Below are 15,132 nucleotides of genomic sequence, written 5' to 3'. Positions count from 1 at the left end.
GCCGGCCTAGCCCTTCAAGGCCGTGTCGGCCCAGTTGGAAACGGCCCATCGCGGATTGTTCGACACGTTTTCCACCGTGTCGCGCGCAACCGTGATGAAGCCCCACTCGGCGACGTTGATGAGCGGCAGGTCGGCCGCCACCTTTTTCTGGAACGTCCTGTAGAGTTCCGTCCGGGCGGCGGTGTCGATGGTCTCCGCGGCCCGGGCAATGATGTCGTCCAGCTCCGCATCGGCATAGCCGCCCTGGTTGGAGAAGCCGACCCCCGCCGGAATGCCCGACTGCACGAGGATGGTGGTGGAAATGGCCGGATCGCCGCGGAAGACCGGCGGCGCGACGGCGAGATCGAAGGCGTGGTCGGTGTAGACGGCCTTCTGGTGGGCGGCGGAATCGTTGTTCACCAGCTCCGCGTCGATGCCGATGTCGGCTAGCGCCTGACGCAGATAGGCGCCGAACTGGCGGGTCTCGTTGAAATAGGGCGCCGGCAGAAGTTTCAGCGAAAAGCGCCGGCCGTTCGCACCGCGCGGATATCCCGCCTCGTCCAGTAGGGCGTTCGCGCGGGCGACGTCGAAATCGTAGGTCGGCACATCGGCGGTATAGAACTCGGGAGCGTTCTTCGGCACCGGCCCGGTGGAGGCCTCGGCATAGCCGAGGAAAATCGTATCGACCACGAATGTCCGGTCGATGGCATGGGCGATGGCCTGCCGCACCCTGAGGTCGGCCAGTTCCTTGCGGCGATGGTTGATCTCGATGACAAGCTGATAGGTCAGGGCCTCATAGCCTTTCGAGATCACCTTTATGCCGGGCACCTCGGCGATGCGGGCGAGATCGGCGAGCGGCACGGCGGAGAAGGCGGCGAGGTGGATTTCCTCCGCCTCGAGCGCCGCGCCGGCGGCGGCACGATCCGGCAAGACGCGATAGACGATCTCGTCCAGCTTCGGCGCATTGCTGTCCCAGTAGGCTTCGTTGCGGGTCAGGCGATAATATTCGCCGGGCCTGTATTCGGCCAGCCTGAACGGCCCCGTGCCGACGAGTTTCACGTTGGCCGGGTTGGCGGCGATATCCGTACCTTCGTAGAGGTGCTTCGGGATGACGCTGGTCACCACCGGCAGCGCGTTGCGGATGAGCTGGATCGGCGTCGGCTTCGAAAAGCGGAAGACGGCCGTCGCCGCATCGGGCGTATCCACGGCTTCCAGATTGGCGAAGACGGAACGGCCGATATTCTGGAGCGTCTTCCAGACTTCCAGCGCCGAGAAGGCGACGTCCGCCGAGGTGAACGGCGTGCCGTCATGCCAGGTCACGCCCTCGCGCAGCCGGAAGGTGATCGAGCGCCCGTCCTCCGCGCCTTCCCAGGAGGTGGCGAGACGCGGTTCCAGACCGTCCGTGCCCGTATAGGAGGCTTCGGCCAGGGGCTCGATCACCTTGCTCGCGACATAGAAAACGCCGTTCGAGGCGACGATGGCCGGATTGAGGTTCTTCGGCTCCGAATCGGCTGCGACGATCAGGCGGCCGCCCGTTGCCTGCGCGAAAGCGGAAAACGGCGCGGCCGTCGCCAGAAGACCGAGCGCGGTGCTCCTGAGAAGATCGCGGCGGTAAAGAGACAGGAAAGGCATGACATACTCCCTGATCGGAGGACCGTCGTGCAAGGAGCGGAACCTGGCGGCGGCACCGGAACGGAATTGAGGGGGCGAAGACATCACTTTCGGCTTCGCTTCCCGATTCTTACAGGGACGGAATTCCCGACCGCAATCCCTTCGGCGATAAATTTTCGCGCAATCGCGGCCGGGCCGCAAAAGAACGTCGCCTCACGCACCGCCTATTGCGAGCCCGTTGCGCCGCCGGCAATCCCTACCCCGTGCCTTGCCAGCCGGCGCAGCAGGCGATTGGCTGAATTCCTGACCCGGATTTCACTCCGACGCCCCGGCCCTTGTCCCCCCGGAGCGTCGGAGTTCATCGAAAACGGCCGGAAGCCAGCTTCCGGTAGATCGTTTCCAGATCGGTGGCCGCCCGCTGCGAAAGCCTGCGTTCCCAGTCGAGCGCGGTGCGGAGGATCAGGTCGAGATCGTCATGCTTCGGCGCCCAGCCGAGTTCCTGGCCGATCAGCCGCGCATCGGCGATGACGCTGCCCAGATCGCCCTGCCGGCGGGGGCACAGATTGACCTTGAAGGAACATTTCTCCATCGCCATCACCGCCCGCAGCACTTCCAGCACGGAAAAACCCCGGCCGTAACCGCAATTGGCCACCAGCGGCGCGCCGCCCCGGCGCAGATAGGCCAGCGCGGCGAGATGGGCGTCGACCAGATCGCTGACATGGATGAAATCGCGCACGCCGGAGCCGTCCGGCGTCGGATAGTCCGTGCCGTAGACATCGATGTGATCGCGAATGCCGAGGGCGGCCTCGCACGCCACCTTGATCAGATGCGTTGCGCCCTTGGTGGACTGGCCAGTGCGGCCCTGCACATCGGCCCCGGCCACGTTGAAGTAACGCAGGGCCACATAGTTGAAATCATAGGCGACGGCGGTATCGCGCAGCATGATTTCCGACATCAGCTTGGAAAAGCCGTAGGGCGTTTCCGGGCTGACGATACCGCTTTCCGGCACCGGGCCGGGCACCGGCTGGCGGCCATAGACCGCCGCCGTCGACGAGAAAATGAAATGGCCGATGCCGGCGGCGACCGCTTCCCCGATCAGCGTGCGGGTGTTGGCGGTATTGTTCTCGTAATAGCGCAGGGGATGGGCCACCGATTCCGGCACGACGACCGAGCCGGCGAAATGCAGGATGGCATCGATGGCGTTTTCGGCGAATATCCGCCGCAGCAGCGCCCTGTCGCCGACATCGCCGAGGTAGAAACGCGCCTGCGGTGCGACCGCCCATCGAAAGCCGGTGGAAAGACGGTCGAGGACGACCACCTCTTCTCCCGCATCCAGCAGGGTCCACACCATATGGCTTCCGATATAGCCTGCACCGCCCGTGACCAATACAGCCATGATCTTTCTTCCTGCTTTTGTTATGGGAAGAAATCTCGCATGGCGGCGTTTCAGAAATCGTTATTCCCGAAGTCACCCGTCAAAAATCACAGTGCCTATTCGGATTTATAGTTAAATATGGGTTTTATGCTTCGAAGAATTGTATCGAACGGCGGCGAAACGGTGTGTCTCGCCGCCGCAGAACGTCACAGCTTGCGGATATAATCCGCCAGTCGCCCCGCCGCCTCGCGGATATGGTCGGGATTGCGCAGGAAGCAGGCACGCAGCATCTCCTCGCCGCCGGCACCGAACGCGGAGCCGGGCGCCAGCGCGACAAGAGCCTTGTCGACGATATCGAAGGCCGCCTGGCGGCTGTCGGTCACACCGTCGATCTTCAGGAACGCATAGAGCGCGCCGTCGGGTTTGAGCGTTTCCACACGGTTCGTCGCCAGCAAGGCGTCGCAGAGAATGTCGCGGCTTTCGGCCGCCCGGGCGATATTCTCGCGCACGAAATCGTCGCCCTCGTTCAGGGCGACGACCGCACCGCGCTGCATGAACTGCGCCACGCCGGAATTCGAATATTGCACGAGGTTCTCGATCACCTGCCCAAGCTCCGGCGGGGCGACGAGCCAGCCGACGCGCCAGCCCGTCATCGACCAGTTCTTGGAGAAGGAGTTGGCGAAGATGACACGGTCGCCTTCCTCCATGATGTCGAGGAAGGACGGCGCCCGGCCCGGCCCGGCGAAGTAATAGAGGCTGTAGATCTCGTCGGCGATGATCCAGAGGCCGTGCTTGCGGGCCAGCGCCAGAATGGCGGCCAGATCGTCATGGCTCGCCGTCCAGCCGGTCGGGTTGGACGGCGTGTTGACGAACAATGCCCGCGTCTTCGGCGTGATTGCCGCCTCCAGCCGGTCGAGGTCGAGCGTCCAGCGTCCACCTTCGAAGGACAGGGTGACGCCCTTGGCGTGCGCGCCGGCCAGCTCCGTCGCGGAAATGATGTTCGGCCAGATCGGCGAAAGATAGATCAGTTCGTCGCCCGGCTCCGTCAATGCCTGAACGGCGAGCGCGATGGCGTGCATGCCGGAACCGGTGACGTAGAAATGGTCGACGGAAAGGGTCTTGCCGAAATGCCGCGCATAGTAGTCGGACAGCGCCTGGCGCAGCTCGGGAATGCCGCGCTGCCAGGTATAGAAGGTTTCGCCCGCCTTCAGCGCCTCGGAAACGGCATCGGAAATGAAGGACGGGGTCGGCAGGTCGCCCTCACCGGCCCACAGCGGGATCAGGCCCTCGCGGCCGCGGGCATAGGTGATGACTTCGACGATGCCGCTCTCCGGCGCGGCGAGTGCGCGGGGGCTCAGGCTTTCCAGAACCGTCACGGGTATCTCCTGGGTCGGTATGTTCCTAAAAAACGAGAGGGCCGGAAACGAAGGCTCCCGGCCCACGACGCCGCAGGGCGTCCTCGGTTCAGTCTCTTAGCGCAAGTCGACGGAAGAATCCCATGACATTCCGTGCGGCAACAATCTATTCCGGTGATGGATCGATCGCCGCGCCGAACGGAAATGCCTCAGCCCTTCTTCAGAAGATCGCGGATTTCCGTGAGAAGCTGGACATCGGCCGGCGGAGGAGCCGGGGCGGCTTCCTGTTCCTTCTCGATCGACGTGCGCAGACGGTTCACGCCCTTGACCATCAGGAAGATGATCCAGGCGAGGATCATGAAGTTGATGATGACGGTGATGAAGTTGCCATAGGCGAAAACGGCACCCTGCTCGCGGGCGGCAGCCAGTGTCGATGCGGTCACGTTGGAGCTGAGCGGGAAGAAGTAGTTCGAAAAATCGAACCCGCCGAAAATCGCCCCGACGACCGGCATGATGATATCGTCCACCAGCGACGACACGATCTTGCCGAATGCGCCGCCGATGATCACACCGACGGCAAGGTCCATGACGTTGCCGCGGGCAATGAATGCCTTGAATTCGTTCAGCATCTAATCCTTCTCCGTTTGTCTTTCCGGACCCCGGGCCCGGAACGCTGCGGCATGTGCCCCCGCCGCTGCGTCGAATTGAGTATTATCAGAATCGGCTGCGGCTCACACTCGTTTTTTCACTGCTGGCGCCAGATGGCAACAACCATGACGATCACCTATTGTCGCCACCATTCGCCGAAAGCATCGGTCCGATGCGGGACAATTGTCTTGCGTTGCGCTTTCACCTGTTCATAAAGATGATTTCAACCGATCGGCGGCGATCCCGGAGGAGACATGCTCGCAGGCTGGATCATTTTGGCGACGGCGCTTGCCTATCTGCTGCTGCTTTTCGCAGTGGCCAGCTATGGCGACCGCAGGACGCGCGCGACGGGCGTGCCCGAAAAGGGGCGTCCGACGGTCTATGCGCTTTCGATCGCGATCTACTGCACCTCCTGGACCTATTTCGGCGGCGTCGGGCTGGCCAGCGAGCGCGGCCTGGAATTCGCGGCGATCTACATCGGCCCCATCCTCGTCTTCACGCTGGGCATGCCGCTCCTGCAACGGATCACCGCGCTCGCCAAGGCCGAGAAGCTCACCTCCGTCGCCGATTTCATCGCCGCCCGCTACGGCAAGAACCCGGCGGTGGCGACCATCGTCGCGTTGATCTCGCTGGTCGGTGCCATCCCCTACATCGCGCTCCAGCTCAAGGCGGTGGCCGGCTCGGTTTCCGCGATGGTCGATCCCGCCTCCTACGGCATCGGCGACGGCAATCTCTATTTCGTCGATCTCGCGCTTGTGGTCACGGCCGTCCTGACCGTCTTCGCCATCATCTTCGGCACGCGCCACACCGACGCCACGGAGCATCAGGACGGCCTCATCCTGGCCGTGTCGATGGAATCGGTCGTCAAGCTGGTGGCCTTCGGCACGGTCTCGCTGGCCGTCATCTTCCTGATCTTCGACGGCCCCCTCGACCTCTGGGAACAGGCGCTGGCCAACGAGCGGGCCATGCAGGCGCTGTCCTACCAGACACCGGTGAGCCGCTGGCTGGTGCTCATCATGCTGTCGGCCTTCGCGATCATCCTCCTGCCGCGCCAGTTCCACGTCACCGTGGTGGAAAACCGCACACCGGAGGAATTGCGTCGCGCCGGACGGCTGCTGCCGCTCTATCTCGTCGCGATCAACCTGTTCGTGCTGCCCGTCGCCATCGGCGGGGTCATTACCTTCGGCGGCACGGGCAATCCCGATCTCTACGTTCTGGCGCTGCCGTTCTCGCACGACATGAAGCTGGTCACGCTGATCACCTTCATCGGCGGCTTTTCCGCCGCGACCGCAATGGTCATCGTCGCCTCGGTGGCGCTGGCCATCACCGTGTCGAACGACATCGTGATGCCGATCCTGCTGCGCCAGAGGCTGATCGGCAAGCAGAGCCAGCGCGACGATTTCGTCCGCACGCTCCTCAATATCCGCCGCACGGCGATCCTCGCGATCATGCTGCTCGGCTATCTCTACTACCGGTCGGTGAACGTCAGCGCGGGGCTGGCCTCCATCGGCCTCCTGTCCTTCGCGGCCGTGGCGCAGATGGCGCCGGCGCTGTTCGGCGGCCTCGTCTGGCGGCGGGCCAATGCACGCGGAGCGATCGCCGGCCTCACCTCCGGCTTCCTCGTCTGGGCCTATCTTCTGTTCGTCCCGAGCCTCGGCGGCACCGACAACAGCCATGTGGCCGCGACGATTCTCGGCTTCCTGTTTCCCGGGGTCACGGCCTTCACGGCAGACCATGCCGACCCGCTGGTCACGGTCTCCATCCTCAGCCTGCTGGTCAATTGCACGGCCTTCGTGCTCGGCTCGCTGTCGCGCAACCCGAAGCCCGTCGAGCGCATCCAGTCGGGGATATTCGTCAAGCGCCATTCGCGCTCGCAATTCGCCACGCGCGGCTGGAAGACCCGCGTCAATGTCGGCGACCTCAAAGTCGCCATCGCCCGCTATCTCGGCGACGAGCGCATGCTGCGCTCCTTCGAGAGCTACGAGAAGAACATCGGCCGCCGGCTGGAGGACGACCAGCCAGCCGACATGGCGCTGATCCATTATTCAGAGCAGCTTCTCGGCAGCGCCATCGGCTCCTCCTCGGCGCGGCTCGTCCTGTCGCTCATCCTGCAAAAGGCCGAGGACACCTCCGCCGACACCGCATGGCTGCTCGACCAGGCGAGCGAGGCGCTGCAATACAATCAGGACATGCTGCAAACGGCCTTGTCGCAGATGGACCAGGGCATCGCGGTGTTCGACAGCTCCAACCGGCTGACGATCTGGAACCGTCGGTTCCGCTCGCTGCTCGATCTGCCGGAGCATGTCGGGCAGGTCGGTTTTCCGCTGACGGAGATCATCGCCATCCTGACCGAGCGCGGCGACATCGCCGCCGACGAGCCGCAGAGACTCGCCGCCACCTTCCGCACGCTGGACGCCCCCTTCCCGCTGGTGCTGTCCGGCGGCGGGCGGATCATCGAGGTGCGCTCCAACGCCATGCCGGACAAGGGCATCGTGGCGACCTTCACCGACATCACCCAGCGGGTGGAGGCCGACCGGGCGCTGAAACAGGCCAACGAGACGCTGGAACAACGCGTCAGCGAGCGCACCGCGGAACTGACCCGCGTGAACCGGGAACTCGCCGAGGCCCGCGCCGCCGCCGACGAGGCCAATATCGGCAAGACGCGCTTCTTCGCCGCCGCCGGCCACGACATTCTCCAGCCGCTCAACGCCGCGCGTCTCTATTCCTCCTCGCTGGTCGAGCGGATGGGCGATTCCGAAAACAGCGCCCTTGTCAGGAATATCGATTCCGCGCTCGAATCCGTGGAGATCATTCTCGGGGCGGTTCTCGACATTTCCCGCCTCGACACGGGCGCGATGAAGGCGCGCTTCGCCTCGGTCGACCTCAACGAACTGCTCCAGCGCATCGAAACCGACTTCGCGCCGATGGCGCGCGAGAAGAACCTCGAATTCGTGGTGCTGCCGACGAAACTGAGAACGCGCTCGGACCCCAACCTGCTGCGCCGTCTGGTGCAGAACCTCGTTTCCAACGCCATCAAGTACACGGTTTCCGGCAAGGTGATCGTCGGCGTGCGCAAATGGGGCAACGAGGTCGTCATCCAGGTGACGGATTCCGGCATTGGCATTCCTTCGTCCAAGTTCCGCACCGTGTTCAAGGAATTCGCCCGGCTCGACCAAGGCGCGCGCACGGCCTCCGGCCTCGGCCTCGGCCTGTCCATCGTCGACCGCATCGCCCGGGTGCTGAACCACAGGGTCGAACTGCTTTCGCGGCAGGCGAAAGGCACGACATTCCGCGTCTTCGCGCCGCTCGACCTGTCCGTGCAGAAGCCGAAGACGGTGGTCGCCGCCCCCGCTCCCGAGCCGGCGCTCCAGCCGCTGCGCGGCTTCCGGGTGCTGTGCATCGACAACGAGCAGGCTATTCTCGACGGCATGAGCATGCTGATTGCCGGCTGGGGCTGCGTCATCCAGACGGCGGGGTCCATCGAGGTGCTCGATACTATCTTCGCCGAAAACCCGGAAGCGCCCGATATCATCATCGCCGACTACCATCTGGACGACGGCAGCGGCATCGGCGCGATCCTGCGCCTGCGCGCCCTTTACGAGCGTGATATTCCCGCCCTTCTCATCACCGCCGACCGCACGCAGGAAGTGCGTGGCGAGGCGGAGAAGCACCATATCGGGCTTCAGCACAAGCCGGTTCGACCGGCGGCGCTTCGCGCCTACCTCACCCAGGTGGCGGGACAGAAAAAAATCGCGGCGGAATAGGCTTCACCGAGGGAAACGGCACTCCCGCACGAAAAAAGGCCCCGCCGACCGGCGGAGCCCTTGAAAGACCAGCAACGGGCTCGTTCAGACCGTCAGTTGTACGGCGAGCTGCACTGGGCACGAACGCCGACGCGGGGCGCATAGGTGTTGTCGTATGCGCGATAGGTGCGGTAACGGGACGAGCACCACTGGACATGACGCTGAGACATCGCCTGCGCCGGACGCGGAGCGTTTACGGCGCCACCGATGATCGCACCTGCCGCGAATGCGGCCAGCGGATACCAGAAACCGTCGCTGTGGCGGCGATAGCCGGGCCTAGACTGACGGGAACCGCGCTGGCCGTTATACCAGCCCGGACGGTTCCGGTCACGGTCGCGCCGCACGTCGCGCTGCGGCGGCGGACGACGATACTGGACCTGCTCGACATCGACCGCCGGCCTCGCACCCGGAATGGGGACGTTGAAAGCAGCCGCTGGCGTCAGCGACGTGGCCACCATCGACAGGCCGATCGAAACGACAGCAAAAAATCTTGTTTTCATCTTCATGGCTTTATCCTTTTATTCTCCTGTAGGGAGAACGGCCATCCGGTGAAATGGTTCCCCAATCCGCAAAGCGCGCCCGCGCGGACGACAATCCACGCGGGTGCCGTCGCGGGTTCAGGCCGCCAGATGCTTCGGCCCGTAGGGGTCGAATCGACCATAGAAGGTTTCGTCTTTTTCCGCCATTTCCTTCAAAAGCGGCGTCGGCCGGAAGTGCGGGCCGTAATCCTCCGACAGTTTCTCGCACAGCGCCACGAAAGCCTTCACGCCCATGCCGTCGATGTAGGACAGCGCGCCGCCCGTATAGGGGGCGAAACCGAAGCCGAGGATCGAGCCGACATCGGCCTCGCGCGGATCGGTGACGATGCCCTCCTCGATGGTGCGGGCGGCTTCGAGCGCGATGGTGGCGAGGAAGCGTTCCTTCAGCACCTCGATATCCACATCCTCCGGCTTCTTCTGCGGATAGAAGGTCTTCAGCTCCGGCCACAGCGACTTTTTCGCCGGTTTCGGAGGGTAATCGTAGAAACCCTTGCCGTTCTTGCGGCCGAGGCGGTCTTCCGTCTCGACGAGGCGCGTCACCAGGTCCAGATGGCGCGGATCGACGGCCTTTTCACCGAGATCGGCGACGGTGGCCTTGAGGATCTTCAGCGACAGGTCGATGGCCACCTCGTCATTAAGCGCCAGCGGGCCGACCGGCATGCCGGCGAACTTGGCGGCGTTCTCGATCATCACCGGCGGCACGCCCTCGACCAGCATGTTGTAGCTTTCGGCCATGTAGCGCAGCACGCAGCGGTTGACGTAGAAGCCGCGCGTGTCGTTGACGACGATCGGCGTCTTCCTGATCTTCGCGACGTAATCCAGCGCGACGGCCAGTGCCCTGTCGCCCGTCTCCTTGCCGAGGATCACTTCCGTCAGCATCATCTTCTCGACCGGCGAGAAGAAATGGATGCCGATGAAATCCACCGGGCGCTTTGCGTTCTTCGCAAGGCCGGTGATCGGCAGGGTCGAGGTGTTGGAGGCGAAGACCGCGCCGTCCGGCAGAACCGCCTCGACCTTCTCGATCACCGCCTTCTTGACGTCACGGTCCTCGAATACCGCCTCGATGACGAGGGTGGCATCCGACAAGGCGCCGTAATCGGCGGTCGGGGTGATGAGATCGAGCAACGCGTTGCCCTCGTCGGTCGTGAGACGGCCCTTGCCGACGGCGGCCTTCACCGTTTCCCCGGCATGGGCCTTGCCCTTTTCGGCAGCTTCCTGATCGCGGTCGACCAGCGCCACCGGAATGCCGGCGGCGGCGGTGACATAGGCGACGGCGGCGCCCATGAAGCCCGCGCCGACCACGCCGACCTTTTTGAACTCCGTCTTCGGCTGGCCCGCCGGGCGGCGCGCGCCCTTGCCCAACTCCTGCATGGAGATGAACAGCGAGCGGATCATCGCGAAGGCTTCCTTCGTGCGAAGGATTTCGGTGAAATAGCGCTGCTCGATGCGAAGCGCGGTGTCGAACGGCACCTGAAGCCCTTCATAAACGCATTTCAGGATGGCAAGCGCCGCCGGGTAATTGCCCGCCGTCTCGCGCCGCAGGATGGCGGGCGCCGCCGGCCAGAGCTGGGCCGCCGCCGGCGTCCAGATGCCGCCGCCCGGAACCTTGAAGCCGCGCTCGTCCCACGGGGCGACGGGCTTCAACCCGTCCCTGATCATCTGCTTCGCCGCCTCGATCAACTGGTCGGCGGGCACGACCTGATGCAGGAGGTTCATCGCCCTGGCCCGCTGCGGGGTGAGCGACTGGCCGGTCGTCATCATCTGGAGCGCCGATTGCGCATCGGTGAGCCGCGCCACGCGCTGCGTGCCGCCCGCGCCGGGGAAGATGCCGACCTTGACTTCCGGCAATGCGAGCTTGACGTTCTTCCCATCGGCGGCGACGCGGCCGTGGCAGGCGAGCGACAATTCGAGCGCGCCGCCCATGCAGGTGCCGTTGATGGCGGCGACCCACGGCTTGCCGTTGGTTTCGATGCGACGGTAAAGCCCGCTCATCCGGCCGACCAGCTCGAACAGCTTCGCGGCGGCGACGTCCGGGTCCTTCGCCTTCTCCGCGTTATAAAAGGAGAACATCGACCGGATCATCGACAGGTCCGCCCCGCCGGAGAAAGTGGACTTGCCCGAGGTAAAGACCACACCCTTGACCGCATCGTCCGCCACCGTGGCGTCGAGGATCGCGGCAAGCTCTTCAAGCACCTCGGCCGTGAAGACGTTCATCGACTTTTCCGGCATGTCCCAGGTGACGAGGGCGATGCCGTCGGCGTCGGTTTCGACGGTGAAATTCTGGTAGCTCATATCGTCCTCCCTCAGACACGCTCGATGATCGTCGCCGTGCCCATGCCCGCTCCGATGCAGAGCGAGACGAGCGCGGTGTTGAGATCGCGGCGTTCCAGTTCGTCCAGCACGGTGCCGAGGATCATCGCGCCGGTCGCACCGAGCGGATGGCCCAGCGCAATCGCGCCGCCGTTGACGTTGATCCTATCGTGCGCAATGTCGAAGGCTTGGCAGTAGCGCAGCACGACCGAGGCGAAGGCCTCGTTGAGTTCGAACAGGTCGATATCCGCGAGCGTCAGGCCGGAGCGCTTCAAAAGCTTTTCCGTCACATCCACCGGGCCGGTCAGCATCAGCGCCGGGTCGGAGCCGATATTGGCGAAGGCGCGGATCTTTCCGCGCGGCTTCCTGCCGAGGATTTCGCCGCCTTCCTTCGAGCCGACCAGCACACCCGCCGCGCCATCGACGATGCCGGACGAGTTGCCGGCGTGATGGACGTAGTTGATGCGCTCGATTTCCGGATGGGCCTGAATGGCGACGGCTTCGAAACCGCCCATTTCGCCCGGCATCTGGAACGACGGCTGGAGCGAGGCCAGCGCCTGCATGTCGGTGCCGGGGCGCATGTGCTCGTCGCGGTCGAGGATGATCAGGCCGTTGCCGTCCTTCACGGGAATGACGGAGTTCTTGAAGTAACCCTGCTCCCAGGCATGGGCGGCGCGCTTCTGGCTTTCCACCGCATAGGCGTCGACATCGTCGCGGGAAAAGCCGTATTTCGTGGCGATCAGATCGGCGGACACGCCCTGCGGCATGAAATAGGCCGGGAAATTCACCGACGGGTCCATGAACCACGCGCCGCCGGACATGCCGAGGCCGACGCGCGACATGCTTTCGACACCGCCGGCGATCACCAGATCGTCGGCCCCTTGCGCCACCTTGGCCGCGGCAAGGTTCACCGCATCGAGCCCGGAAGCGCAGAAACGGGAAATCTGCATTCCCGGCGCGGAAAAATCGTAGCCCGCCTCGAAGGCGGCGGCCTTCGGGATCACCGCGCCGGCATCCATCACCGGATCGACGCAGCCCATAATGATATCGTCGACCTTCTTCGTGTCGATACCGTTGCGGTCGCGCAGAGCCTCCAGCACCTTCGCGGCGAGGCGCACGGAGGGCACTTCATGCAGCGAACCGTCCTTCTTGCCGCGCCCGCGCGGGGTGCGCACATGGTCGTAGATGTAAACGTCCGTCATGATATCCTCCGGGGATCAGAATGCGTCGGCGGGCAGCGCCATCAGGCTGTCGGCGCCGGCTTCGATGCGCGCCTTGCGCAGCGCCGTTTCCGGCATGATGCGCTCCATGTAGAAGCGCGCGGTGACGAGCTTGGCTTCGAGGAATTCCTTGCGCGGATCGCCGGCCGCGAGCGCATCCTCGGCGGCCTTGGCCATCTTCGCCCACATGTAGCCCAGCACCACGAGGCCGAAGAGGTGCATGTAATCGGTGGAACCGGCGCCGGCATTGTCCGGTTTGGCCATCGCGTTCTGCATGAACCACATGGTCGAGGTCTGAAGGTCGTTCAGACCCTTCTTCAGCCCCTTGGTGTAGAAGGTCAGCGTCTCGTCGCTGCGGTTCTCCTCGCAGAAATCGCCGATTTCCTTGAACAGCGCCATGACAGCGCGGCCGCCGTTCGCCGCCAGCTTGCGGCCGACGAGATCGAGCGCCTGAATGCCGTTGGCGCCCTCGTAGATCATGGTGATGCGGGCATCGCGGACATACTGGCTCATGCCGTGTTCCTCGATGTAGCCGTGGCCGCCGAACACCTGCTGGGCGGCCACCGCATGGTCGAAGCCCTTGTCGGTCAAGACGCCCTTTAGGATCGGCGTGGCGAGGCTCAACAGGTCGTCCGCCGTCTGGCGCTCAGCGGCATCTTCCGAACGGTGGGCGATGTCGGATTTCAGCGCGGTCCACAGCGTGAAGGCGCGGCCCGCCTCGGTGAAGGCGCGGATCGTCATCAGCGTGCGGCGTATGTCGGGGTGGACGATGATCGGGTCGGCCGCCTTTTCCGGAGCCTTGGGACCGGAGAGCGCCCGCCCCTGCAAGCGGTCGCGGGCATAGGCGGCGGCGTTCTGATAGGCGGTCTCGCCGAGCGAAAGGCCCTGAAGCCCGACGCCGAGGCGAGCCTCGTTCATCATCACGAACATGGCCGCGAGGCCCTTGTTCTCCGCGCCGAGCAGATAGCCGGTGGCGTCGTCGTAGTTCATGACACAGGTGGAATTGCCGTGAATGCCCATCTTGTGCTCGATGGCCCCGCAGGCGACGCCGTTGCGGGCGCCGGACGACCCGTCCTCGTTGACGAGGAACTTCGGCACGATGAACAGCGAGATGCCCTTCGTGCCGGCCGGCGCCCCGTCGATGCGGGCGAGAACGAGATGGACGATGTTCTCCGTCATCGAATGCTCTCCGGCGGAGATGAAGATCTTCTGGCCGGAAATCCTGTAGGAGCCATCGCCCGCCGGAACCGCCCGGGTGCGCAAGAGGCCGAGATCGGTGCCGCAATGCGGCTCGGTGAGGTTCATGGTGCCGGACCAGACGCCCTCGACCATCTTCGGCAGGTATTTCGCCTTCTGCGCGTCGGAGCCGTGGACGAGGATCGCGGCGATGGCGCCCTGCGTCAGGCCGGGATACATGGTCAGCGAGATGTTGGCGGACGACATGTATTCGCCGACGGCAGCATGCAGCGTATAGGGCAGGCCCTGTCCGCCGAATTCCTCCGGCACGGCAAGGCCGAGCCAGCCGCCCTGGCAATAGGCGTCATAGGCTTCCTTGAAGCCCGCAGGCACGGTCACGGACCCGTCGTCGCTGCGCGTGCAGCCCTCCTGATCGCCGGACAGGTTGAGCGGAAAGAATTCTTCCTCCGCCACCTTTGCCGCCTCGCTGACGATCGCTTCCAGCATATCGGGTCCGAGATCGGCAAAACCCGGCAGGTTTCCATAGTTCTGAAGGTTCAGAACGTCGTTCAGCACGAACAGCGTGTCGTTCACGGGCGCCTTGTAGACCGGCATCGCAGAAAATCCTCCTCGTCATAAGGCCGTCCTGCCGGTCCGGGCGATGCACGGTCGCATCCGCCCTCCCCGGCGTTCAGCCACTCCTCGCCAACCAAAATATTGACGTTTGCGTAAACGTCAAGTCAATCTTGCATGACGGCTTCAAACGGAGCGGAAAGCGGCGGAACGACCCGGCGGCCAAGGACCGAAAGGGCAAGGACTTCCCGCCCACGCGCATCCGGTTAAAGAAAACTTTGCCGATATTAACGTCTTGTTTACCACGTTTCGTGAAATGTGAGCGTCGGCGGCATCTCTCATGAATCGGTCTGCGCGGCGGACCGGGACGGATGCCGTCCCGGTCAGGCTCGAGACAGTCATTCCTGCCAGAGTCCCTGCACCGGGTTTACGCCTTTCGGCCCGCCAGAGCCGGTTTGCACAGCATGCCCCTCCGGTCCTGGCCGGGCAACGTCGAAGCGAGCAGAAACATGAACGGATCGCGATCTTCTCATCCCCGCCACG

The 15,132-nt window shown here is 64.2% G+C and carries 9 protein-coding genes; 1 reads left to right on the top strand and 8 read right to left on the bottom strand.

All coding sequences use genetic code 11. The features are described from left to right. Positions 1-6: 6 nt before the first annotated feature. From NOF55_RS02740 to mscL, 4 genes are all read right to left on the bottom strand, one after another. The gene (locus NOF55_RS02740; RefSeq protein WP_306409774.1) at positions 7-1,611 is read right to left on the bottom strand and encodes an ABC transporter substrate-binding protein; all 1,605 of its coding nucleotides are present in this window, start codon (positions 1,609-1,611) and stop codon (positions 7-9) included. Positions 1,612-1,948: 337 nt separating this feature from the next. Then, positions 1,949-2,986, bottom strand: coding sequence for a UDP-glucose 4-epimerase GalE (gene galE / locus NOF55_RS02735; protein WP_306409773.1), 1,038 nt, complete (start codon positions 2,984-2,986; stop codon positions 1,949-1,951). A gap of 185 nt (positions 2,987-3,171) precedes the next feature. Then, entirely contained in the window at positions 3,172-4,341 is a 1,170-nt protein-coding gene (locus NOF55_RS02730) for a pyridoxal phosphate-dependent aminotransferase (protein ID WP_306409772.1), read from the bottom strand. Positions 4,342-4,529: 188 nt separating this feature from the next. Next, entirely contained in the window at positions 4,530-4,949 is a 420-nt protein-coding gene (gene mscL, locus NOF55_RS02725; RefSeq protein WP_306409771.1) for a large conductance mechanosensitive channel protein MscL, read from the bottom strand. 273 nt (positions 4,950-5,222) lie between these two features. Between mscL and NOF55_RS02720 the strand changes: the two genes are divergently transcribed. Next, complete coding sequence (locus NOF55_RS02720; RefSeq protein WP_306409770.1) at positions 5,223-8,732, top strand: hybrid sensor histidine kinase/response regulator; 3,510 nt, start codon at positions 5,223-5,225, stop codon at positions 8,730-8,732. Between the two features lie 92 nt (positions 8,733-8,824). Here NOF55_RS02720 and NOF55_RS02715 read toward each other — a convergent pair whose 3' ends face one another. The 4 genes from NOF55_RS02715 to NOF55_RS02700 all read right to left on the bottom strand — a co-directional run bounded on the left by NOF55_RS02715 (position 8,825) and on the right by NOF55_RS02700 (position 14,631). Next, positions 8,825-9,277, bottom strand: a complete 453-nt coding sequence (locus NOF55_RS02715) for a BA14K family protein (RefSeq protein WP_306409769.1) — start codon at positions 9,275-9,277, stop codon at positions 8,825-8,827. A 111-nt stretch (positions 9,278-9,388) separates the two neighbouring features. After that, complete coding sequence (locus NOF55_RS02710) at positions 9,389-11,602, bottom strand: 3-hydroxyacyl-CoA dehydrogenase NAD-binding domain-containing protein (protein WP_306409768.1); 2,214 nt, start codon at positions 11,600-11,602, stop codon at positions 9,389-9,391. 11 nt (positions 11,603-11,613) lie between these two features. Beyond that, on the bottom strand, positions 11,614-12,822 hold the full coding sequence (locus NOF55_RS02705; RefSeq protein WP_306409767.1) for an acetyl-CoA C-acetyltransferase: 1,209 nt from the start codon (positions 12,820-12,822) through the stop codon (positions 11,614-11,616). Positions 12,823-12,837: 15 nt separating this feature from the next. After that, entirely contained in the window at positions 12,838-14,631 is a 1,794-nt protein-coding gene (locus NOF55_RS02700) for an acyl-CoA dehydrogenase C-terminal domain-containing protein (protein WP_306409766.1), read from the bottom strand. Positions 14,632-15,132 lie beyond the last annotated feature (501 nt).

The sequence above is a fragment of the Ectorhizobium quercum genome, assembly GCF_026552795.1.
Classification (GTDB): domain Bacteria; phylum Pseudomonadota; class Alphaproteobacteria; order Rhizobiales; family Rhizobiaceae; genus Ectorhizobium; species Ectorhizobium quercum.
The sequence above is the reverse complement of the archived record's forward strand: the minus strand, read 5'-3'. Positions and strand labels throughout refer to the sequence as shown.

What these genes read in the sequence shown, in the direction of transcription:
- NOF55_RS02740 (WP_306409774.1), bottom strand. Translation starts at nt 1,611, where the DNA reads ATGCCTTTCCTGTCTCTTTACCGCCGCGATCTTCTCAGGAGCACCGCG.
- galE (WP_306409773.1), bottom strand. Translation starts at nt 2,986, where the DNA reads ATGGCTGTATTGGTCACGGGCGGTGCAGGCTATATCGGAAGCCATATG.
- mscL (WP_306409771.1), bottom strand. Translation starts at nt 4,949, where the DNA reads ATGCTGAACGAATTCAAGGCATTCATTGCCCGCGGCAACGTCATGGAC.
- NOF55_RS02720 (WP_306409770.1), top strand. Translation starts at nt 5,223, where the DNA reads ATGCTCGCAGGCTGGATCATTTTGGCGACGGCGCTTGCCTATCTGCTG.
- NOF55_RS02715 (WP_306409769.1), bottom strand. Translation starts at nt 9,277, where the DNA reads ATGAAGATGAAAACAAGATTTTTTGCTGTCGTTTCGATCGGCCTGTCG.
- NOF55_RS02710 (WP_306409768.1), bottom strand. Translation starts at nt 11,602, where the DNA reads ATGAGCTACCAGAATTTCACCGTCGAAACCGACGCCGACGGCATCGCC.
- NOF55_RS02705 (WP_306409767.1), bottom strand. Translation starts at nt 12,822, where the DNA reads ATGACGGACGTTTACATCTACGACCATGTGCGCACCCCGCGCGGGCGC.
- NOF55_RS02700 (WP_306409766.1), bottom strand. Translation starts at nt 14,631, where the DNA reads ATGCCGGTCTACAAGGCGCCCGTGAACGACACGCTGTTCGTGCTGAAC.